This window comes from Streptomyces monomycini, assembly GCF_022271435.1.
GTDB lineage: Bacteria > Actinomycetota > Actinomycetes > Streptomycetales > Streptomycetaceae > Streptomyces > Streptomyces monomycini.
The window spans coordinates 85,794-104,474 of the sequence record NZ_JAFIQY010000006.1 but is presented as its reverse complement, the minus strand read 5'-3'; the positions used below and the strand labels follow the sequence as shown (position 1 = coordinate 104,474).

General features: G+C 69.2%; 24 protein-coding genes and 1 pseudogene. 16 read left to right on the top strand and 9 right to left on the bottom strand.

What is annotated here, in order from left to right:
• Window positions 1-139: 139 nt before the first annotated feature.
• On the top strand, window positions 140-853 hold the full coding sequence (locus tag JXZ78_RS10040; RefSeq protein WP_238782802.1) for a GntR family transcriptional regulator: 714 nt from the start codon (window positions 140-142) through the stop codon (window positions 851-853).
• Entirely contained in the window at window positions 850-2,172 is a 1,323-nt protein-coding gene (locus JXZ78_RS10035; RefSeq protein ID WP_208870167.1) for an MFS transporter, read from the top strand. The genes JXZ78_RS10040 and JXZ78_RS10035 overlap by 4 nt, the downstream gene beginning before the upstream one ends.
• 89 nt (window positions 2,173-2,261) lie before the next feature.
• On the opposite strand, the gene JXZ78_RS10030 is transcribed toward JXZ78_RS10035, so the two are convergent.
• Entirely contained in the window at window positions 2,262-3,086 is an 825-nt protein-coding gene (locus JXZ78_RS10030; protein WP_030021186.1) for a maleylpyruvate isomerase family mycothiol-dependent enzyme, read from the bottom strand.
• 144 nt (window positions 3,087-3,230) lie between these two features.
• Between JXZ78_RS10030 and JXZ78_RS10025 the strand changes: the two genes are divergently transcribed.
• On the top strand, window positions 3,231-4,019 hold the full coding sequence (locus JXZ78_RS10025) for a carbon-nitrogen family hydrolase (protein ID WP_030021185.1): 789 nt from the start codon (window positions 3,231-3,233) through the stop codon (window positions 4,017-4,019).
• A 52-nt stretch (window positions 4,020-4,071) separates the two neighbouring features.
• Here JXZ78_RS10025 and JXZ78_RS10020 read toward each other — a convergent pair whose 3' ends face one another.
• Window positions 4,072-4,563, bottom strand: a complete 492-nt coding sequence (locus tag JXZ78_RS10020; RefSeq protein WP_030021184.1) for an LURP-one-related/scramblase family protein — start codon at window positions 4,561-4,563, stop codon at window positions 4,072-4,074.
• Window positions 4,564-4,712: 149 nt separating this feature from the next.
• Here JXZ78_RS10020 and JXZ78_RS10015 point away from each other — a divergent pair, with 149 nt between their 5' ends.
• Complete coding sequence (locus JXZ78_RS10015) at window positions 4,713-4,901, top strand: hypothetical protein (protein ID WP_030021183.1); 189 nt, start codon at window positions 4,713-4,715, stop codon at window positions 4,899-4,901.
• Between the two features lie 121 nt (window positions 4,902-5,022).
• A complete protein-coding gene (locus tag JXZ78_RS10010; RefSeq protein ID WP_030021182.1) occupies window positions 5,023-6,870 on the top strand; it encodes an NHL domain-containing thioredoxin family protein in 1,848 nt (615 codons plus the stop codon).
• Between the two features lie 39 nt (window positions 6,871-6,909).
• Here the strand turns inward: JXZ78_RS10010 and JXZ78_RS10005 are convergent, their stop codons facing one another.
• Window positions 6,910-7,329: a DUF4232 domain-containing protein gene (locus JXZ78_RS10005; RefSeq protein ID WP_275127635.1), complete on the bottom strand. Its 420-nt coding sequence runs from the start codon at window positions 7,327-7,329 to the stop codon at window positions 6,910-6,912.
• Between the two features lie 76 nt (window positions 7,330-7,405).
• Between JXZ78_RS10005 and JXZ78_RS10000 the strand changes: the two genes are divergently transcribed.
• Window positions 7,406-7,612 carry a hypothetical protein gene (locus JXZ78_RS10000; protein WP_050502622.1) on the top strand — a complete coding sequence of 69 codons (207 nt, stop codon included), beginning with the start codon at window positions 7,406-7,408 and terminating at the stop codon, window positions 7,610-7,612.
• A gap of 181 nt (window positions 7,613-7,793) precedes the next feature.
• Here JXZ78_RS10000 and JXZ78_RS09995 read toward each other — a convergent pair whose 3' ends face one another.
• Genes JXZ78_RS09995 through JXZ78_RS09985 form a run of 3 tightly spaced genes read right to left on the bottom strand, consistent with a single transcriptional unit; the run spans window position 7,794 to window position 9,068 of the window.
• Window positions 7,794-7,985 carry a DUF397 domain-containing protein gene (locus JXZ78_RS09995; RefSeq protein WP_030021180.1) on the bottom strand — a complete coding sequence of 64 codons (192 nt, stop codon included), beginning with the start codon at window positions 7,983-7,985 and terminating at the stop codon, window positions 7,794-7,796.
• Window positions 7,986-8,013: 28 nt separating this feature from the next.
• Window positions 8,014-8,196: a DUF397 domain-containing protein gene (locus JXZ78_RS09990; protein WP_238782826.1), complete on the bottom strand. Its 183-nt coding sequence runs from the start codon at window positions 8,194-8,196 to the stop codon at window positions 8,014-8,016.
• Between the two features lie 20 nt (window positions 8,197-8,216).
• Window positions 8,217-9,068, bottom strand: coding sequence for a helix-turn-helix domain-containing protein (locus JXZ78_RS09985; RefSeq protein WP_030021179.1), 852 nt, complete (start codon window positions 9,066-9,068; stop codon window positions 8,217-8,219).
• A gap of 215 nt (window positions 9,069-9,283) precedes the next feature.
• Between JXZ78_RS09985 and JXZ78_RS09980 the strand changes: the two genes are divergently transcribed.
• From JXZ78_RS09980 to JXZ78_RS09945, 8 genes are all read left to right on the top strand, one after another.
• Complete coding sequence (locus JXZ78_RS09980) at window positions 9,284-9,769, top strand: ATP-binding protein (protein ID WP_033038258.1); 486 nt, start codon at window positions 9,284-9,286, stop codon at window positions 9,767-9,769.
• A 45-nt stretch (window positions 9,770-9,814) separates the two neighbouring features.
• On the top strand, window positions 9,815-9,964 hold the full coding sequence (locus JXZ78_RS09975) for a hypothetical protein (protein WP_157851622.1): 150 nt from the start codon (window positions 9,815-9,817) through the stop codon (window positions 9,962-9,964).
• A 23-nt stretch (window positions 9,965-9,987) separates the two neighbouring features.
• Window positions 9,988-10,218, top strand: coding sequence for a DUF7848 domain-containing protein (locus tag JXZ78_RS09970; protein WP_238782801.1), 231 nt, complete (start codon window positions 9,988-9,990; stop codon window positions 10,216-10,218).
• A 79-nt stretch (window positions 10,219-10,297) separates the two neighbouring features.
• Window positions 10,298-10,660, top strand: coding sequence for a putative ATP-grasp-modified RiPP (tgmA, locus tag JXZ78_RS09965; protein WP_238782800.1), 363 nt, complete (start codon window positions 10,298-10,300; stop codon window positions 10,658-10,660).
• An 11-nt stretch (window positions 10,661-10,671) separates the two neighbouring features.
• A complete protein-coding gene (locus JXZ78_RS09960; RefSeq protein WP_238782825.1) occupies window positions 10,672-11,499 on the top strand; it encodes an MvdC/MvdD family ATP grasp protein in 828 nt (275 codons plus the stop codon).
• An 86-nt stretch (window positions 11,500-11,585) separates the two neighbouring features.
• The gene (locus JXZ78_RS09955; protein ID WP_033038255.1) at window positions 11,586-12,761 is read left to right on the top strand and encodes a tyrosine-type recombinase/integrase; all 1,176 of its coding nucleotides are present in this window, start codon (window positions 11,586-11,588) and stop codon (window positions 12,759-12,761) included.
• The gene (locus tag JXZ78_RS09950) at window positions 12,758-15,358 is read left to right on the top strand and encodes a tyrosine-type recombinase/integrase (RefSeq protein WP_030021172.1); all 2,601 of its coding nucleotides are present in this window, start codon (window positions 12,758-12,760) and stop codon (window positions 15,356-15,358) included. Before JXZ78_RS09955 ends, JXZ78_RS09950 begins: the two co-directional genes overlap by 4 nt.
• Complete coding sequence (locus JXZ78_RS09945) at window positions 15,355-15,945, top strand: DUF6262 family protein (protein WP_030021171.1); 591 nt, start codon at window positions 15,355-15,357, stop codon at window positions 15,943-15,945. Before JXZ78_RS09950 ends, JXZ78_RS09945 begins: the two co-directional genes overlap by 4 nt.
• Window positions 15,946-15,951: 6 nt before the next feature.
• Here the strand turns inward: JXZ78_RS09945 and JXZ78_RS09940 are convergent, their stop codons facing one another.
• Entirely contained in the window at window positions 15,952-16,659 is a 708-nt protein-coding gene (locus JXZ78_RS09940) for a hypothetical protein (RefSeq protein WP_050502620.1), read from the bottom strand.
• Between the two features lie 429 nt (window positions 16,660-17,088).
• Here JXZ78_RS09940 and JXZ78_RS09935 point away from each other — a divergent pair, with 429 nt between their 5' ends.
• A complete protein-coding gene (locus tag JXZ78_RS09935) occupies window positions 17,089-17,757 on the top strand; it encodes a methyltransferase domain-containing protein (RefSeq protein ID WP_238782799.1) in 669 nt (222 codons plus the stop codon).
• Complete coding sequence (locus JXZ78_RS09930) at window positions 17,723-18,040, top strand: methyltransferase domain-containing protein (protein ID WP_238782798.1); 318 nt, start codon at window positions 17,723-17,725, stop codon at window positions 18,038-18,040. The genes JXZ78_RS09935 and JXZ78_RS09930 overlap by 35 nt, the downstream gene beginning before the upstream one ends.
• A 3-nt stretch (window positions 18,041-18,043) precedes the next feature.
• Here JXZ78_RS09930 and JXZ78_RS41025 read toward each other — a convergent pair.
• Together JXZ78_RS41025 and JXZ78_RS09920 are read right to left on the bottom strand one after the other, a co-directional pair.
• A pseudogene (locus JXZ78_RS41025) lies at window positions 18,044-18,175 on the bottom strand (SAM-dependent methyltransferase); the annotation flags it as partial.
• 183 nt (window positions 18,176-18,358) lie between these two features.
• Window positions 18,359-18,589 (bottom strand): DUF6458 family protein, encoded by a 231-nt coding sequence (locus JXZ78_RS09920; protein WP_030021168.1) that lies wholly within the window; start codon window positions 18,587-18,589, stop codon window positions 18,359-18,361.
• Between the last annotated feature and the right edge of the window lie 92 nt (window positions 18,590-18,681).

Below are 18,681 nucleotides of genomic sequence, written 5' to 3'. Positions count from 1 at the left end.
CCCGGCCCCCTGCGCCCCCACCCCGCTCCCTCCCCGCCCCCTGCGCCCTCGCCCTGCTCCCGCTCCGCCCCCGCCCCGCTCCCGTCCGCATCCTGGACCGCCCTCCCTGACGCATACGTGTTGTATCTATGCTGTGCACATGTCCTCAGTCGCCGCTCCGGTCACTTCTGTCCCGGACCCCCCACGCGCCACGAACGCCCCCGCCCCCGCTCCGGCCAAGGCCCCGCCCGCCGCCGAACGCGTCTACGCCTACGTCAAGCAGGCCGTACTGGAGCGCCACTACGAGGGCGGCATGCTGCTCACCGAAGGGGAGCTGGCCGAGGCCGTCGGCGTGTCGCGCACGCCCGTACGGGAAGCGCTGCTGCGCCTGGAGGTCGAAGGGCTGCTGAAGCTCTACCCGAAGAAGGGCGCCATGGTCCTGCCGGTCTCCGCCCAGGAGATCGCCGACGTGGTGGAGACCCGGCTGCTCGTCGAGGAACACGCCGCGCGCAAGGCCGTACCGGCCGCCCCCGCGCTCATCGCCGAACTGGAGGAACAGCTCGCCAAGATGGTGGAGCTGGCCGCCTCCGGCGACCTGGCCGCCGTCTCCGTCGCCGACCGCTGCTTCCACGCCGCGATCGTCCGCAACGCCGGCAACCAGATCCTGGACCGGCTGTACGAGCAGCTGCGGGACCGGCAGCTGCGGATGGGCGTCGCCGTGATGCACGCCAACCCGGACCGGATCGCGAAGAACATCGCGGAGCACGGCGAGATCCTCCAGGCGCTGCGCGCCGGGGACGCGGCCGCGGCCGTGGACGCCGTGCACCGCCACGTCAGCTGGGTGCGGAACCTCGCGCAGGGGGACGTCCGATGAGCGGCGGCACCACCGCGGGCCGGGGCACCCTGCTGCCCGGAGACCCGCCCGGCGGCCGCAGAGCCGTGGCCGTCTGGGGCATCGGCGTCGCCGTCTACTTCGTGGCGATCACCTACCGTACGAGCCTCGGCGTGGCCGGTCTGGACGCGGCGGAACGTTTCCACATCAACGCCTCCGCGCTCTCCACCTTCTCCATCCTCCAGCTGCTCGTCTACGCGGGCATGCAGATACCCGTCGGCCTGATGGTCGACCGGCTCGGCACCAAGAAGGTGCTGATCCTGGGCGTCGTGCTCTACACCGTCGGCCAGTTCGGCTTCGCGCTGTCGCAGTCGTACGCCATGGCGCTGGGCTCGCGGGCCCTGCTCGGCTGCGGCGACGCGCTGACGTTCATCAGCGTGCTGCGGCTGGGCGCGCGCTGGTTCCCGGCCCGCCGGGGCCCGCTGATAGCCCAGATCGCCGCCCTCATCGGCATGGCCGGCAACCTCGTCTCCACCCTGGTCCTGGCCCGCCTCCTGCACACCTTCGGCTGGACGCCGACCTTCGTGGCCAGCGCGGCCGGCGGCTTCGTCGTCCTCGCCCTGGTGCTGGCCTTCCTCAAGGACCACCCCGAGGGCTTCGCACCGGCCCCGGCGCCCGCCCACCACACCGGCGGCGCGTACGTCCGGCGCCAGATAGCCGACGCCTGGCGCGAGCCGGGCACCCGGCTGGGCATGTGGGTGCACTTCACCACCCAGTTCCCGGCGATGGTCTTCCTGCTGCTGTGGGGCCTGCCGTTCCTCGTCGAGGCCCAGAACCTGACGCGCGGCGAGGCGGGCGAACTGCTCACCCTCGTGGTGCTGTCCAACATGGCCGTCGGCCTGGTCTACGGGCAGGTCATCGCCCGCCACCACAACGCCCGTGCGCCACTGGCGCTCGGCACCGTCGCCGCCACCGCGCTGCTGTGGGCGGCCACCCTGGCCTGGCCGGCCGACCACGCGCCCGTATGGCTGCTGATCGTCCTGTGCGTGGTGCTCGGCGCCTGCGGCCCCGCCTCGATGATCGGCTTCGACTTCGCCCGCCCGGCCAACCCGCCGGAGCGCCAGGGCACCGCCTCCGGCGTCGTCAACATGGGCGGCTTCACCGCGTCGATGACGACGCTGCTGGCGATCGGCGTCCTGCTGGACGCCACCGGCGACAACTACCGGATCGCGTTCGTCTCCGTCTTCGTCCTGGAGGCGCTGGGCGTCGCGCAGATCCTGCGGCTGCGCGGCCAGGCGCACCGGCGGGAGCGGGAGCGGCTGGTGACCAGCCGGGTGGAGGCGGTGCACGTACCGGTGTGAGGGACCGGGCGGGGGCGTTCCCGGCCGTACGCCCGTGAGCGCTCGCGCCCTACGGCGTACCCGTACCTACGACGTCCACGGCGTCCTTCTCACGGCGTGATCGCGAAATGCTCCAGCACCGCTTCCGCCAGCGGCCGGTCGCCGTCGATCTTCACCTGTCCGGCGACGGCGGCGGGCCGCACCCGGCCGCAGGCCAGCCGGAAGTACGTCTCCCAGTCCATCGAGAGCGTCACGGCCGGGCCGAGCGAGACACTCTCGTCGACCGTGCCGTTGCCCTGCGCGTCCACCCGGACCGTCCGCATGAACTCCAGCGCGCCGCCCACGTCGAAGACCACCGCCGAATCGGCGGGCGCGCCCGCGTCCTTGGCGACCACCTTCGGCAGCGCGAGCAGCAGCAGGTCCCGGGTGAGCTGCGCGCCGGGGGAGTCGAGGTTGCCGGGCAGGTTCAGCGCGTGGCGCAGATCCTGCTCATGCACCCACACGTCGAACGCCCGCTGCCGCAGGGCGTACGCGAGCGTGCGGTCCTCACCGAGCGGGGTACGCAGCACCGTCTCGGGGTCGCGGGTCTCGTTGCGCAGCGACCGCGCGCGGCGGATGACCATGTACTCCAGTTCGGCGGTCATCTCCGGCCCGGTGTGGTGCCGCCGGACGTCCACCTGGAGCTCCATCCGGCGGGCGAATTCCGTGCGTACGTGGTAGAGGTCGCGCGGCAGGGAATGGATGGGCCGGGGGTCCCCGAGCATCTCGCTCTCCAGGCCGATGATGTGCGAGACGACGTCGCGCACGGACCACCCCGGAAGGTCCGTCGCCCGGTTCCACTCGCCTTCCACAAGTGGCTTGACCAGCTCGGATATCGCCTCGATGGAGTGCGACCAGGCATCGATGGAGGGCTGCAGGCTGGGATGGACGGTCACGGGACCCCTCGGACGGTTCGTACGCGGGCTGCGGTCTGTTCAGTTAAGTTACGCTGCGCACGGGCACCCCGGCAGCGCTTTCGGGTGACCATCGTAGGCTGATTTTTGACGGCGGACCGGTTCGAATGCTTAGGCGGTGGTACTGTGCGCGCTTCACTGATCCAGATGCACGTGGACCCGGCGGAACCCGTCAATTCACGATATGAACGTGCCGGTTCACTGGTCCGCGAGCGAGCCGCCGCCGACCTGGTCGTCCTCCCCGAGCTGTGGCCGGTCGGCGCGTTCGCCTTCGAGACGTTCGCCGATGAGGCGGAACCTTTCGAAGGCCCCACCCACCAGGTGATGTCGCAGGCCGCGCGCGACGCCGGCGTCTGGCTGCACGCGGGCTCCTTCGTCGAACGGGCCCCCGACGGCACCCTCTACAACACCTCCCTCGTCTTCTCCCCGGACGGGCAGCTCGCCGCCTCCTACCGCAAGATCCACCGCTTCGGCTTCGACAAGGGCGAGGCCGTCCTGATGGGCGCCGGCGACACCCCCGTCACCGTGCCGCTCCCCGACACCACCCTGGGCCTCGCCACCTGCTACGACCTGCGCTTCCCCGAACTCTTCCGGCAGTTGACGGACGCGGGCGCGCAGACCCTCGTCATCCCCGCGGGCTGGCCCGCCCGCCGCCGCGCGCACTGGTCGCTGCTGGCCCGCGCCCGCGCGGTCGAGAACCAGAGCTACGTACTGGCCTGCGGCACCGCGGGCACCAACGGCGGCGTCGAACAGGCGGGCCACAGCGTCGTCGTCGACCCGTGGGGCGAGGTCCTCGCGGAGGCCGGACCGTACGAGGAAGTGCTGACCGTGGACCTGGACCCGGCCAAGGTCGCCAAGACCCGCGCCGACTTCCCGGCCCTGCGCGACCGAGTACTGGGCCTGCCCACCCCGTGAACCCGGCTCACCCCGCCTGCCCACCCCGTGAACTCGGCTCACCCCGCCTCCCTCACCCCTCCCTCTCCCGCTCCGCAAGCCGGATCACACACACCGACACGGCGATCAGCAGCGCCGCGTCGGCGTCCTCCCGCACCACGTGCACCGCATAGGTGTCCCGCACGGACAGCCAGCGGCGCGAGATGTCCGCCAGCAGTTCGCCGTCGTACTCGACGGCGAACTCGCGGTCCAGGATCTTGCCGCTGACGTCCAGCTCGGTGCCGTCCACCAGCTCCACCCGGTAGTGGTTGCGCAGCAGCGACAGCCGTTTGCGCCGGACGGTGGCCAGCGGCCGGTCGTCCCGCTCGATCGTCATGGTGTCCCGCAGGGCGAGCCACTTCTTGCGGATGGTCACCAGCACCCGCCGCTCGGTGTCCTTCAGCTCGAAGGTCTCCCTCAGCCGCAGCGCCTTGCCGTCGACGAGATAGGCATGCCGTCCGTGCTCGTCGTCGATCCAGTAATCGTCACCGATGCCGAAGATCCGGTCGTGCACGAGAAACTTCATGCCGCCCATGTTCCCGGCCGCCCCGCTCCCACGCGCCCGTACGCCCCGGGACACGCCGCCACCCGGTCCGCCCGCGCACCCAGGTGACCTTCCCCGCCCCCGCGCGGGTCCTTCACCCCCACAGGCCACCGCACCCGGACCATGACCCCATGGCAGACACGGCGACGACACGGCGGTTCACCCCGCAGCCGGGCTGCACCCGGTGCACCCACCTGAACACGGCACGCCACCACGCGGCAGCCACCCGCGACCACAGCGCCGAGACGGACGCCCGGGTCCTGATCAGACAGCACATGCGCGGGGCGCACGGGACGGAGCTGGAGGAGGGGTGGACGTGAGGCGCGGCCTGCCCAGGCCAGTGATCGCTCCTGCCCTGGGAAGTGACCGGCCTGCCCCGGGAAGCGATCCGCGTCGTACTCCCGTGACCTCCCCTTCACGCCCAAGTGGCACCCTTGAACCATGAACGACGCCGCCCCCGCCTCGAACACCCCGCGCCGTGCCCGTGTCCGTGCCCCCGAACTGATCGGCAAGGGCGGCTGGCTGAATACCGGCGGTAAGGACTACACCCTCACCGACCTGCGGGGACGCATCGTCATCCTCGATTTCTGGACCTTCTGCTGCGTGAACTGCCTGCACGTCCTGGACGAGCTGCGGGAGCTGGAGGAGCGGCACCGGGACACCGTGGTGATCATCGGGGTGCACTCGCCGAAGTTCGTGCACGAGGCCGAGCACCAGGCCGTCGTGGACGCCGTCGAGCGGTACGAGGTCGAGCACCCGGTGCTGGACGACCCCGAGCTGGCCACCTGGAAGCAGTACGCGGTGCGGGCCTGGCCGACGCTCGTCGTCATCGACCCCGAGGGGTACGTCGTCGCCCAGCACGCCGGCGAGGGGCACGCGCACGCCATCGAGACGCTGGTGGCGGAGCTGGAAGCCGAGCACGAGGCGAGGGGCACGCTGCGGCGCGGGGACGGGCCGTACGTGCCGCCGGAGCCGGTCGCCACCGACCTGCGCTTCCCCGGCAAGGCACTGCGCCTGCCCGGCGGCACGTTCCTGGTCTCCGACACCACCCGGCACCAGCTCGTGGAGCTGGCCGCGGACGGCGAGACCGTACTGCGCCGGGTCGGCAGCGGCGAGCGCGGCTTCGGCCCGGGCTCCTTCAGCGAACCGCAGGGCCTGGCGCTGCTCCCGGACGGCAAGGTCGCGGTCGCCGACACCGTCAACCACGCCATCCGCACGTTCGACCCGGAGACCGGCGAGATCGCGACCGTGGCCGGCACCGGCAAGCAGTGGTGGCAGGGCTCGGCGACCTCCGGGCCCGCCCGCGAGGTGGACCTGTCCTCGCCGTGGGATGTGGCCTGGTGGCAGGACCGGCTGTGGATCGCGATGGCCGGCGTGCACCAGCTGTGGACGTACGACCCGGCCACGGGGACCGTCGAAGCGGTCGCCGGTACGACGAACGAGGGCCTGGTGGACGGTCCGGCGGCCGAGGCGTGGTTCGCGCAGCCGTCCGGGCTGGCGGCGGGCGGCGACCGGCTGTGGGTCGCCGACTCCGAGACCAGCGCGGTCCGCTGGCTGGACACCGATCTGGTCGTGCACACGGCGGTCGGTACCGGCCTGTTCGACTTCGGGCACCGCGACGGCGACGCGGCCCAGGCGCTGCTCCAGCACCCGCTCGGCGTCACCGCGCTGCCCGACGGCTCGGTGGCCGTCTCCGACACGTACAACCACGCGCTGCGCCGCTACGACCCGGCGACCGGCGAGGTCACCACGCTCGCCACCGACCTGCGCGAGCCGTCGGACGCGGTGCTGGTGGGCGGCGAGGGCTCCGGCGACCCGGAGATCGTGGTGGTCGAGTCGGCGCGGCACCGCCTGACCCGGCTGCGGCTGCCCGAGGAGGCCGTACGGGTCGAGTCGGTCGCGCACCGCACCCAGCGCGCGGCGACCGAGGTCGGCCCCGGCAAGCTCAGCCTCGACGTCATCTTCCAGGCCCCGGCAGGCCAGAAGCTGGATCTCCGCTACGGCCCGTCCACCCGCCTCCTGGTCAGCTCGACCCCGCCCGAACTGCTGGCCTCCGGCGACGGCGCGGACACCGACCTCAGCCGGGACCTGGTCCTCGCGGACGGCGTGACGGAAGGCGTGCTGCACGTCTCCGCGATGGCGGCGTCCTGCGACGACGACCCGGCGATCGAGTACCCGGCCTGCCATGTGCACCAGCAGGACTGGGGCGTCCCGGTACGGGTCGTCGAGGGCGGCACGGGCCGGCTGGCGCTGGTGCTGGCGGGGATGGACGAGGCGAGTGCGGAGTGACGCAAGGCGGTCCGGGCCGCGCGCCCGGACCGCTGCCCCTCAGCCCTTCGGCTTCGTGTAGCTCTCCGCCCGGTTCAGCGTGCTCTGCCAGTACGTGACCTGAGAGGCGCCCACCGCCACCGGCGCCGTCGGGAAGGAGACCCGCTGCGGCGGCCCCTTCGGGGCACCGTTCAGGTCGCTGCCGCTGAACTCGATCGTCGCGTACGTCTTCTTGCCGCTGCCCTTCTGGGCGGCGGTCGCGGTCGGGATGCTCGCCCAGACCGCGCCCTTGGGCCGGACGGTCTCCACGTCCCCACCCATGGTGTTGCTGCCCTTGAGCAGCGGCAACGGGTCCTTGGCACCGCCGAAGCGGATCAGCGGGTGGTGGTAGACCAGGCAGGAACGGGTGCTGCTGGTGTTCACGGCCTTGATCACAACATGATCGTTCGGCGTATGCGAATACACCTCGAAGCGGAACATTCCCGGACCGCACGCCCGCGCACTCCGCGACCCGGCCGCCGCCCCGGCGCCCGCGCCCGCCGCCGCGCCACCGCCGATGATCTTTTTCTTCTTGCTCTTCGACGAGGACTTCGAGGACTTCGAGGACTTCGAAGACGACTTCTTCGCGCTCTTCTTGCTCTTCGAATTCCCGGAACAGCCGGTCAGAGCGAGCGACCCGGCCATCGCGACGGCGAGCGCCGCATATGCGGCGGAGCGGCGGGAGCGGCGTGCGGTCATGGGTCCCCCAGTGGTGTCACTGTGATCAGTGGTACGGGTGCGGCGGTGGTGCGTGTGACGGTGTCATGGCACGGACACCATAGCGAGTGGAGCGCGGGACGCCAGGGGCGTCATAGGGGCGTGCATGTGCCTTAAGGGATATTTGCGGGTCGGCGGTCGGCGGAAAATGACGAGGCGAGCGCGGTATTGGTGCGTGCATCTCTTGATCATTCCTTGTCGAACGCGCCCGCCTTCACGTCGACGAGCAACGCACGGAGGGCGCTCCGGGCGAGCGTCATGACCTGCTTCGGGGAGTTGCCTTCACGCAGGGCCAGCACTGGCCAGGTCGACCTGACCTCAACGCAGTTGTTGCCCCCGGCGTCGGAGTACGAGGACTTGGTCCAGCTCGCATCGCCCATGGCGTCTCCTCTCACAGGCCGCTCAGTCCTATCGAGTGCCGACTACGTCAGTCTTTATGCCGATGAGTAGGTCCCGGAACACGCTGGGCCCAGTCATTATGGTGCGTGTGAGGTCGTCGCTCTCACGTAGGACTACCCGAGCGCTGGTCGAGGCGATTTCGACGCAGTTGTTGCCAGAGTCTTCGGAAAACGACGACTTGTGCCACTGCAACTCGGTCAAGAAGATCCCTCCTACAGGTCTCGGACGATGCCAAGAATGAAGTCCTGTGACTTCTTCGAATTCAACGCCACCTGTTCGACCAAGTCCAGGCGCCGCCGAAAGTTGGCCAACTGCGTTGGTGAGTCAAAGAACACCGCACCGACAGGTGAGTCCATCTCCACGGTGTCCAGATGGGCGTTGACCGCTGTCGCGTACATCATCGATCCTTCGGCCATGGGGAATCCTCCGGCCGCGAAGGGGATGACCAGCAACTGGACGTTGGTCCGTTCGCTCTCTTCGAGCAGTCGCTCCAGCTGGGCTTTGGCGGCACCACGACCGCCGATCCGCATTCGGAGAGCGGCCTCGTGGACGATTCCTACGTAAGCTGTGCCCGCGCCGGAAACCAGCGCACGGTGCCTTTCCATGCGGTGGGCAACCCGCAGCTCGACCTCAAGTCGTGGCAGAGCGGGAACGACCAGGTCAAACAGGGCGCGAGCGTGTTCTTCCGTCTGAAACAAGCCAGGAATACGGACCGTTTGCAGCGTCCGCAAGCTCGTCGCGTGATGCTCCAGCTCCGCGACGTCCAGGAAGTCCGGCGGGATCTTGCCCCGGTACTCGTCCCACCAGCCCTTCGACCGGCCGCCGGTCATCGTGGCGAGGGCGTCGACCAGCTCGGGATCGTCACATTCGTAGATGCTGGCCAGGCGGCGCAGACGCTCCTCGCTGATACCGAACCGGCCCGCTTCGATGTTGGAGATCATCGTCCGGTCCGCGCCCAGCCGTTCGCCGGCCACCGGGGCGGTCATGCCGACGGCTTCGCGCAGGCGACGGAGTTCGGTGCCGAAGCGGCGCTGGCGGACGGTGGGGACTTGGCGTGGGGCCATGGGCAACTCCTTGCTCGGGTGCCACAGCGTCTCGGTCTCGGGAGCCGGCTGTCCGTCGATTACGAAGGAAACACTCGTTGGAGTGGCAGAGGTAGCACCTGTGCAAAACGCGGCGCTACGGTGTGACCCACGTCACCGCGGCGCCAGGCCGCTTGGTGCCGCCCCGTACGGCACGCACGTCCCGTACCCCTTCGCGCCCCGCATGGAGGTGCCCCGTGAACTTCGAACCGTGGCTTCCGGGCCCCGAACCACTCGCTTTCACCGATCCGTGGGAGTACGAACTTGCCTTCCCCGGAGATCCGCGCGGCCCCGGCATCGCCCGGCTGACCTTGCGCGCGGTGCTGGCCGCCCACGGCGTGCCTGAACTCATCGAGCGGGCCGAGCTGTTGACCTCGGAGCTGGCCACCAACTCCGTACAGCACGCCAAGGGTTCCGCCAGTGTCCGTCTGCGCTGGGCACATCCCGTCCTGCGGATCAGCGTCTCGGACACAGCTCCGTTCCTGCCTGCCACGCTGCGGTCGCCCGCGCCGGAAGCAGGCAGTGGGCGCGGCCTGTTCATCCTCGACCGCGTGGCAGACCGGTGGGGTGGTTGCGCGCTCGGGGACTCGTTGCTCGGGCCAGGCGGCAAGAGCATCTGGTTCGAACTGGCGGTGCGTACTGGCCCACCACCACCGGCAACGTCGTCCGCGCTGGCGGCTTGAGTCATGGCGAAAGGGCTGGGGCCCGTGAACGTTTGGCAGGAAGACATGAGCCGCCCACCCGAGCCCGCCCCGGGCTGCGAGACGTGCGCGGCACTCGCCGCGCAGCGCGCCGAGGCACGGGCCCGGTTCGACGCCAGCGCACAGACCGACGCCAATGTCCTGATGCGTCAGCATCAGCGATCGGAGCACGCCTGATGCCCCGGCGGACGTTCCGGTACGTGCCGTTCACGATTACGCAGGACATGTCGGCGGAGCCGGAGTACGAGGCGCGGTGCGTGGCCGGCGACGAAGCCGAGTGTGGTGCGGCGTCCGGGACGCACCACGACCCGGGCCCGGTCGAGGAATGGCAGCGCAAGCACACGCAGAACACCGGGCACCGGCGCTACCGCCGGACCTTCGGTGACTACGCGGAGCTACAGCCTTCGCCGTACCTCACCGAACTCAACTAGCCGACGGGTAAGTCAAAGTGAGCGCCTGCCGGGAAGAACCCTGGCGTGCTCCACCGCGAGAAGCGACCAAGGAGGAAACGTGAAGACGGAACCTGTAGGTACGGAGACCGCCGTACCCGTCCCGGCCCCGTGGGGCATGCGTCGTCTGGCACCACTGCGCAACGGTTCTCCCTCGCCGTGGCGGTACGAGGGCATCGACCCCGTCACGCAGACCGGACGATGGAGTGGGATGGACGGAACGATCACGCCGGCCGAACTCGGCAAGCACGGCACGAGCGTGAACACCTACCCTCCCACCCAGATCGGCAAGGACGGCAAGATGGACGCCGACACCGGCTACGACGCCACACAGGACCAGGCGGCGGCGCGATGGATGGACGACCGGTGCTGGTCTGTACGGAGTATGACGACGCGACCGCTGACCTGGTCATCGCGGAGTTGAACCGGCGTCGCGTGCCCGTTCTCCGCTTCGATCCGGGGCGCGACTTCCCGGCGTCCGTCTCGCTCGCCGCGCGCATCAGTGCGGGGGACGCCTCCCGCAGGCAGCTCGGTGGAGGTTGGGGCGGTTACCTGACCGTCGGAGAGCGGACAGCCGACCTTTCCGCCGTACGGGCCCTGTACCACCGGCGGCCGAGTCCCTACCCGACGGGCAGCAGCGAGCAGGCGGCCCGCTTTGCCGCCCAGGAGAATCGTCGCGGCCTGGGCGGTGTGCTGGGAGCACTACCGGAGTGCCTGTACCTGAGCCACCCGCAGGTCATTGCCCGGGCCGAGTACAAGCCCGCGCAACTGGCCGTCGCGACGCACGTAGGGCTTACGGTGCCGGCCACTCTCATCACCAACGACCCGCAAGCGGCCGAGCAGTTCTGTGCCGAACGACCCGCGATCTACAAGCCGCTGCACGCCGGGCCTTACGAAGTCGGGGGCGAGTCCGCCGGGATCTGGGCTGCTCCGGTCGAAGCGGGCGAAATCGACAGAGCGGTGAGCCGTAGCGCGCACCTGTTCCAAGCGCGGGTGCCCAAGGAAGCGGACGTGCGGGCGGTCGTCGTCGGCGAGCAGGTCTTCAGCGCGCGGATCACCGCCCCGCCCGGGGTGGTGGACTGGCGGTCCGAGTACCAGAACCTCACCTATGAACCGGTCGCCTTCCCGAAGGAGACCGGTGGTGCGCTGCTGCGGTTCCTCGCCGCCTTCGGGCTGAACTTCGGGGCCTTCGACTTCGCCGTGTCCGCGGACGGCACATGGTGGTTCCTGGAGTTTACCGACCTGCTTTCTGGGTGTTCGTGATGTTCGTGGTGCCCGTGTCCTGATACGTGGCGTACTCGTTGACCGGCCATGTACGTGATGTGCGGTATGTGGTCCAGGAGGCGTGTGTGAGCGGGCAGTTGGTGATCGGGTACCTGCGGGTGCAGGTGTTGGAGCGGGGTGACGGTACGCGGGCGTTCACGATCGTGTGGCCCGAGGGTGCGGTCCATGCCGAGGCGGATCGGTTCTTGCGGACTCGGGAGCCGGGGACGGACCGGACGTACGCGTATCTGCTGGTGGATCACTTGCGGTGGCTGGAGCGGGAGTGCTTGGCGCCGGGGCCGGTGACGCTGGCGGATCTGCAGCGGTACATGGGGGCGGTCGGGGCAAAGGCGGCCGGTCCGTTCGGGCAGCCGTGGCGGGAGGGCAAGAAGCCGTACGGGCAGGCGACGCTGACGTTGGCGGCCGCGTGTCTGAAGGGCTTCTACCTGCACCAAGCCGCGCTCGGCGTGAGCGAAGAACTCGGCAGGCAGCTGGACCGGACTCGGCTGCCGAGTCGCGCGGACCGCAACCGGGCCCTGCTGGGGCATGTGAAGACGGCGATGCCGGTCAACCCGCTGGCGCCGCGGCGGGTGCGGCGGCGGCATCCGAAGATGGCACCGGAGGGTGCGAAGGAGACGCTGCTGGCGACCATGAACTCGGCCCGGGACCGGCTGGTGGTGACCTGGCTGGCCGACGGCGGATTCCGCATTGGCGAGTTGTGCGGGCTGTACCTGGTGGACCTGCATCTACGGGAGGAGGCCGGGTGCGGGCAGTGCCGTTCGCCGCATGTGCACGTCTGCCATCGACCGGCGAACCCGAACCGGGCGGCGGCCAAGTCCAAGCCCGAGTGGTACGTCGAGGACGGCACAGTCCACGGCGGGCTGATCAGACGGGCCAGCCCGGCGATGGTCCACACCTACTTCGAGTACATGACCACCGAATACCCCCGGTCGGCTGGGCACGGCATGCTGTTGGTCCAGCTGCACGGCGAGCGGGTCGGACAGCCATGGGCGACGGACGCCGCTCGGCGCATGCTGCGGCGAGCCGGGGACCGCGCTGAGCTGGGCCGGGTCAAACCCCATGGATTCCGGCACTCCTTCGCCACCGCGGTCTTGGACGCCTCCGGCGGCGACCTGGTGGTGACCCGGGAGGCGGGCGGCTGGGCGTCGGCGACCACAGTTGATGAGATTTACGCGCACGCCGACGTTCATGACCCGGACTTCGTGCGGGCCCTCCAAAAGGCATGGGGAGAGGGCGAATGAGCCTGCTCTCACTGGCCAGCTGCACGCCCGACCCGCATCGGCGTGAAGCCCGGGACCGGCTGGAGGTGCTGGCCGCCCTGATCGCCGGCCCCAGCTTCGACCCCGCCTTCCGGGACGAGGTGATCCGTGTCCCGGCTCTGCATCCGGTCTATCCCTGGCATTGCACGGTCGTGGACTGCGAGCGCCCGCGCTGGGCGAAGAAGGACCTGTGCGCCATCCATGCCGAGCAGTGGCAGCAAGCCAAGGCCGACGGAGGCCGCAAGAGCGACTTCGTCCACGCTGCGGAGCCCTTGAAGGCCAGCCAGACACCCGACGCGGTGCGGTGCCGCATCTGTCCGGGGCGACCGGCGTTCAACCGGGAGTTGTCCCTATGCCACCGGCACCGCAACCGGTGGCGCGACCATCGCCGCAAGTGCGGCGATGACGCCGATTTCGAGGCGTGGATCACGAGTCAGACGCCGTGCAAGAGCTACGGCGAGTGCCGGACTCGGGCCTGCGATGAGTTGGCGGAGTCCCCGCTGGGGTTGTGCACACTGCATCTGGGCCGCTATCGCGCTGCGGGCAAGCCGGGCGGCGCGTCGCTGCCGGGCAAGTGGTTCAACAGCTACGAGAAGTGCGGCCTTCCCGCGCCCGTCAGCTACCAGGACGAGACGGTCTTCCAGCACTGGTGCGCAACTCAACCGCCGGTGATGCGAGTCGGCGAGATCAGCCTACGCGGTCTCCGGCCGCTGCTGAGGGCCGAGATACAGTGGGGACTCCACACCCACGGCCAAGGAGATCAGCGGCGGGCCTGGGAGCTGCCCTGGACCCAGGGACTGGTGGACATCTGCCACCAGCAGGAGCTGAACTCTCTGACCGACATCGATCTCTCGCAGGTCGACAACTGCTACTACCGGCTGATTGCGAAGGAAGTCCTTGCCGAACTGCGGCTGGTCTATCTCACCCCGGCCGACACCCGGGAGGCCGGGTTTCTTCAGACCCAGCTGTTCGGCGTCCTGCTCACAGCCCGATCCGGGTACTACCCGCTGACCGACGTGCCGCAGCTGTGGCTGCGCGACCTGCTCTGGGACCACCTCGCCGCCATCCTGCGTTCCCCGCAGTGCCCCCGGACCGCCAACTTCATGGACGTCGCACGCAAAGCATGCGTGGAGCTCGGCTCCTTCCTGGAGATCCATGCCCCCGGCGGCGGCCACGACCCCACCCAGCTCACCGCCGAACACGCCCAGCGCTACGTCGCCGAGATCCGGCGCAAGGAGCGGATGAAGCTGCCCACCCTGACGCTGTCCTCCCGTGACCGCACCAGCAAGGTCATCGTCACACCGGCCCTGCGGCAGACCCTGTTCAACGGGGCTCGCCAGGTGCTCCGGGCAGCCTTGGAGACCGGAGCCTGCGAACAGCTGGGCCTGTCAAGGGGGTTCGTCGTCACCATGCCTCCAGGCGGACGAGCCATGACTCGCCGCCGCAAACCCTTCCCCGACGAGGTGGCCCGCGCGCTCGCCGACCAGGCCAACCTGGAACTGCTCGCCACGGCCCATGACCCCGGCGACCAGGGCATGCGCGACATCTGGGAGGCGATCGTCTACACAGGACGTCGTGCCGGGGAGATCATCAAGTTGAAGCTGGAATGCCTCGGCCGCTACAACGGCCTACCCATGCTCTGGCACGACCAGACCAAGGTCGGCAACTACGACCAGGCCATCCGCATCCCCGAACCCCTCTACGACCGGCTCGCCGAGCGACAGTGCACAACCTTGGCCCGCTTCGCCGACCGACACGGCGGACGCCAGGCCACACCGCGTGAACGCACCGCGATGGCCCTGTTTCCCTCCACCCAACGCAGCCGCGACGGTCAGCGGGCACTGTCCTACAACTGGTTCCAAAGCCACTTCCGACCCTGGGTAGACGACCTCGACCTCGGTCGCATCGTTCCCCACCAGGCCCGTCACACCCTGGCCACCAAACTCCTGCGGCATGGAGCGTCCCTCTCACATATCCGCCGCTACCTCGGCCAGGTCTCGGACCGGATGGCCGAGCACTACGCCCAAGTCGCCGTCTCCGAGATCGAGGACGTGCTCCAGCATGTCTGGGTCGCCGGCCCCGGGGCCGCCCGCCCAGGCGAACTACTCTCCAGTCATCTCACCCCGCTCGACCGGCTCCAGGCCGAGGCCCTCGCCATCGACCTGTCGCGCCGCAGCACCCCGACCGAAGGCGGCTTCTGCACCTTCCAGCCCGTCGTCGAGGGCGGTGCCTGCCCCTTCAACCTCGACTGCGAGAACTGCGACAAGTTCGTCATGTCCGGCGCCGACCTGCTCTACTGGCGCCGCAAGCGTGAGCAGTGGCATTCCATCGCTGAACGCGCCCCCGCCGACGCCACCGCCGACTATCTCCACGAGGTCTTCGCCCCCACCGCCCGCGCCATCGAGGGCCTGGAGAAGGCCCTGGCCGGCCTCGGGCTACTCGAAGACGCCCTCGCACTGGATCTGCGACGCCCCCAGGACTACTTCCAACGCCTGTGGAGCATCGGCTTCCGCGCTCAAGAACTTGCCCGCGCCGCTGACGACGGCGACCTCGACAACGAGCAGGAGATCCCGGCGTGAGCGAGCAGATCCCCCCACCCCGCACGGCCGCTGCCCTCGAAGCACGCCGCCAGCGCACCCAAACGAAGTTGTCCCAAGTGCGTTCGGCCATCGCAGAGTTGAAGCGCCAGAAGGCTCCTGTCTCCGTCGCCGCCATTGTCCGACGGGCAGTTGTCTCTCGCACTTTTCTCTACGAGAATCCCGCCGCCCGCGCCCTGATCACCGAGGCCGTCGACCGCGGCTCCACCACACCGGGCCCGACAAACCAGCATCTCGGCACCCAGGGAGAAACCCCGTGGCGGGAGCGAGCGCTGAACGCCGAGGAGGCCCTGAAGGCCGCCCACGATGAGGTCCGCTCCCACAGGAGCCGGATCGCCCAGCTCATGGGACAGGTCCGTGACCTGGAAACGCAGTGGACCGACGAGTCCATCGAACGCATCACCGGCGAGAACACCAACCTCAAGCAGCGAGTACGCCAGCTCACCCAGGACAAGCGCACCCTCGAAGAACGCCTCCAGGCAGCACGTTCCAACAGCCGTTTCCAAGACCGGCGGATTGCCGATCTTGAGTCGAAGCTGCTCGACGCAGGAGGGATTCTTCCGTCATGAGCAGTGTCAGGAGGCCGGGGCAGCGTGGAGCTCGAACTCTGGGACAGCCGACCAGCTCAGCTTCTCGCCGAGGTGGCCGGCGACGACTCCCGCGAGGTGCTCGGCTGCCGTTCGATAGATGCGAGCGCACGTGATGGCGCCATGCAGCGCAAGTGAGTGCTTGCCATCCTTCATCGGGCGCAGCACGGAGGAGGCTGGCAGCACATCCTTCCTGACCGGACCAGGCCATACTTCACTGCTCCAGCCGCTGGCCAGCCCATGAGCAAGGCAATGACGGACCTGCATCCATCCCTGCGCGTCACGCTTCACATCCGGCCAAGTGAGTTCCCGTTCCTGCCAGAAGGTCTTTCCGATCACCGGAGGAGCCCAGACACTCAGTGTGAAACCGGTACCGATCTGCGGCTTCAGAGTCGGGAACTCCCGGCAGGCGAGCGCCTCGATGTCGGCCACATCCGGGTTCGTGAGGTTCATCTTCTTCGCGATCTGAGCGAAGCTCTGGCCCTGCAAATACAGCACCGTGGCGAAGTAGTCCTCCGCGAAGCCCTCGAAGGCGGAGAGAACACCCAGGGTGATCGCCGGTGCCAGAGCCGCCGCGTTCCCCGCGTGCCCTTGCTTCCGAGGGTGGAGGGCCAAGAGCCTCGACGGCACGATCAGCGAACGCGCGAATCGATCAATGCTCGACTGAAGGCTCGGCGCCAGTACAGCTGTTGCCATGGCGGTCTCCCTGTGACCTACGACTCCAACCGACGAAGGATCTCATCCAGCGATCTATGCCGAGGGCGGTATCCAACAAGGAGCCACGTCACGGACATGTTCGTGACGTATTGCACCAGTTCAGAGGCGTGATGCTGACGACTGCGGTCGGAAAACTGGAGTGCAACCCTAACGGCCAATGGGCGTGGCTCGAAGCCGCGGCTGAACTCCCGATCACCAAAGCTGTCGCAGACCTGTTGGAGAACGGAGCGATCCCGCATGACTGATCCCCGGCACTCGGAACGTCTACGGGCCGGCCTGGTGAAGCACCTGTGCACATCCGGTGCTCTGCGTAGCCCCGTATGGGAGGCGGCCGTCATGGCGGTGTCCCGTGAGGCGTTTCTCTCTCACGGGTGGTTCGAGTATGAGGAAGGCGGTTGGTATCGGCCTGTGGCGGCGGATTCCCCGGGCGCCCTCGCGCGCGTCTACGAAGACGACACCCTCGTGACGCAGGTCGCCGGAAGTGTCTTCCCCGACCAAGTCGAAGGGCGTATCGCCGCGGCCCCGTCGTCGTCATCCACGATGCCGAGTCTGGTCGTGCGGATGCTCGAAGACCTGCGGGTGTCCGAGGGGGCGCGGGTTCTGGAGATCGGTACGGGGACGGGGTACTCGACCGCGCTGCTCTGCCAGGCCGTCGGCGAGGAGAACGTGACCACGGTCGAGGTCGACGCCGAGGTTTCCGTCCGTGCCGGGATGGCTCTCGCGGGCACTGGGTACCGGCCCGGCCTTGTGGTCGGTGACGGGCTCGCGGGACACAAGGAGGGTGGGCCGTACGACCGCGTGATCGCTACATGCGGCGTGCACACCGTGCCGGCCGACTGGCTCGCACAGACCCGGCCCGGGGGTGAGGTGCTGGTCACGGTCGGCGGGTGGCTGAACGCGTCCGAACTAGTACGGCTGACGGTCTCCGACGATGGCACGGCCAGTGGTCCGGTGCTCGGCGGACAGGTTTCGTTCATGCTGGCCCGCCCGCACCTCCCGCCTCCGCCGGGCCTTCTGCCGGATATCAGCGAGGGGGGGGGCGGTGCCCGCCGAGCTGGGCGCGGATGTGCTCGATGACTGGACGGCTCGGTTCGTCGCACAGTTCGCGGCGCCGCGCGCGCAGCGGATCACGCTGGAACGGGGCGGCCGGACGGAACATGTCGTCATCGATGTGAGTGCCGGGGCGTGGGCGGTCGTCTTTCACGACGGGACGCGGTGGATGGTGCGGCAGGGCGGGCCGGTGCGCCTGTGGGACGAGGTCACCGAGCGCGTGACGCGTTGGCAGGCGGATGGATGCCCGGCGGCCGACGGTATGCGGCTGTACGTCGGGACTGGTGGGCAACGTCTCGGCTGGGGATGAGCGCTACGCCGCCTCACCCAGGCGATAAACCGAAACGTGCGACTTCGACTCGGCCGTGAACCCGGCGCCCTTCCAGCCCGCGCGCCGGGATTCCAGCTCGGAGCCGGCCAAGTGGGCCAAGAGATCGAGTCCGGCCAGGTGGCCGACGGTCGGAGCCAGCTCCTCGGGCGCGAACATGCCGGCGCTGAGCGTGTCGTGGCTCCGGGCGGTTTCCTCGCCCCAGGTCTCGTCCTGTCGCATGGCGTTCACGGTCTTCGCGACGGCCCGTGGAGTCGAAGGGTTTTGCGGTCGCCGGACATGGCGGACGTGTCAGTCGTGTCAGTCCTCGTAGTGCATGCGGTGAGTCTCCTCGACCACCGGGGCCGCCGGGCTCGGCGGCTGCATGCGGCGGCGCTTGAAGATGCTGACGTACGCCGCGATGCCGATGATGCCGACCGCCATCAGGATCAGGCCGACGAGGTGGAGGTTGACTCCGGCCATCTGCCAGTCCACCGCGAAGGTCAGGATGCCTCCCAGCGCGAGCAGACCGATGCACCATCCGATGCCCATGGTTGTTGCCTCCGTACGCAATTGGATGTTCCGGGCCGGTCGTGGACCGGGTACCCGGGGCCGGTGGGGCCAATCGCGTGATTCGGGGGTGG

What these genes read in the sequence shown, in the direction of transcription:
- JXZ78_RS09950 (WP_030021172.1), top strand. Translation starts at nt 12,758, where the DNA reads ATGAGCCTGCTCTCACTGGCCAGCTGCACGCCCGACCCGCATCGGCGT.
- JXZ78_RS09920 (WP_030021168.1), bottom strand. Translation starts at nt 18,589, where the DNA reads ATGGGCATCGGATGGTGCATCGGTCTGCTCGCGCTGGGAGGCATCCTG.
- JXZ78_RS10010 (WP_030021182.1), top strand. Translation starts at nt 5,023, where the DNA reads ATGAACGACGCCGCCCCCGCCTCGAACACCCCGCGCCGTGCCCGTGTC.
- JXZ78_RS10040 (WP_238782802.1), top strand. Translation starts at nt 140, where the DNA reads ATGTCCTCAGTCGCCGCTCCGGTCACTTCTGTCCCGGACCCCCCACGC.
- JXZ78_RS10020 (WP_030021184.1), bottom strand. Translation starts at nt 4,563, where the DNA reads ATGAAGTTTCTCGTGCACGACCGGATCTTCGGCATCGGTGACGATTAC.
- JXZ78_RS10005 (WP_275127635.1), bottom strand. Translation starts at nt 7,329, where the DNA reads ATGTTCCGCTTCGAGGTGTATTCGCATACGCCGAACGATCATGTTGTG.
- JXZ78_RS10000 (WP_050502622.1), top strand. Translation starts at nt 7,406, where the DNA reads ATGATCTTTTTCTTCTTGCTCTTCGACGAGGACTTCGAGGACTTCGAG.
- JXZ78_RS09975 (WP_157851622.1), top strand. Translation starts at nt 9,815, where the DNA reads ATGAGCCGCCCACCCGAGCCCGCCCCGGGCTGCGAGACGTGCGCGGCA.
- JXZ78_RS10015 (WP_030021183.1), top strand. Translation starts at nt 4,713, where the DNA reads ATGGCAGACACGGCGACGACACGGCGGTTCACCCCGCAGCCGGGCTGC.
- JXZ78_RS09985 (WP_030021179.1), bottom strand. Translation starts at nt 9,068, where the DNA reads ATGGCCCCACGCCAAGTCCCCACCGTCCGCCAGCGCCGCTTCGGCACC.
- JXZ78_RS10035 (WP_208870167.1), top strand. Translation starts at nt 850, where the DNA reads ATGAGCGGCGGCACCACCGCGGGCCGGGGCACCCTGCTGCCCGGAGAC.
- JXZ78_RS09995 (WP_030021180.1), bottom strand. Translation starts at nt 7,985, where the DNA reads ATGGGCGATGCGAGCTGGACCAAGTCCTCGTACTCCGACGCCGGGGGC.
- JXZ78_RS09940 (WP_050502620.1), bottom strand. Translation starts at nt 16,659, where the DNA reads ATGGCAACAGCTGTACTGGCGCCGAGCCTTCAGTCGAGCATTGATCGA.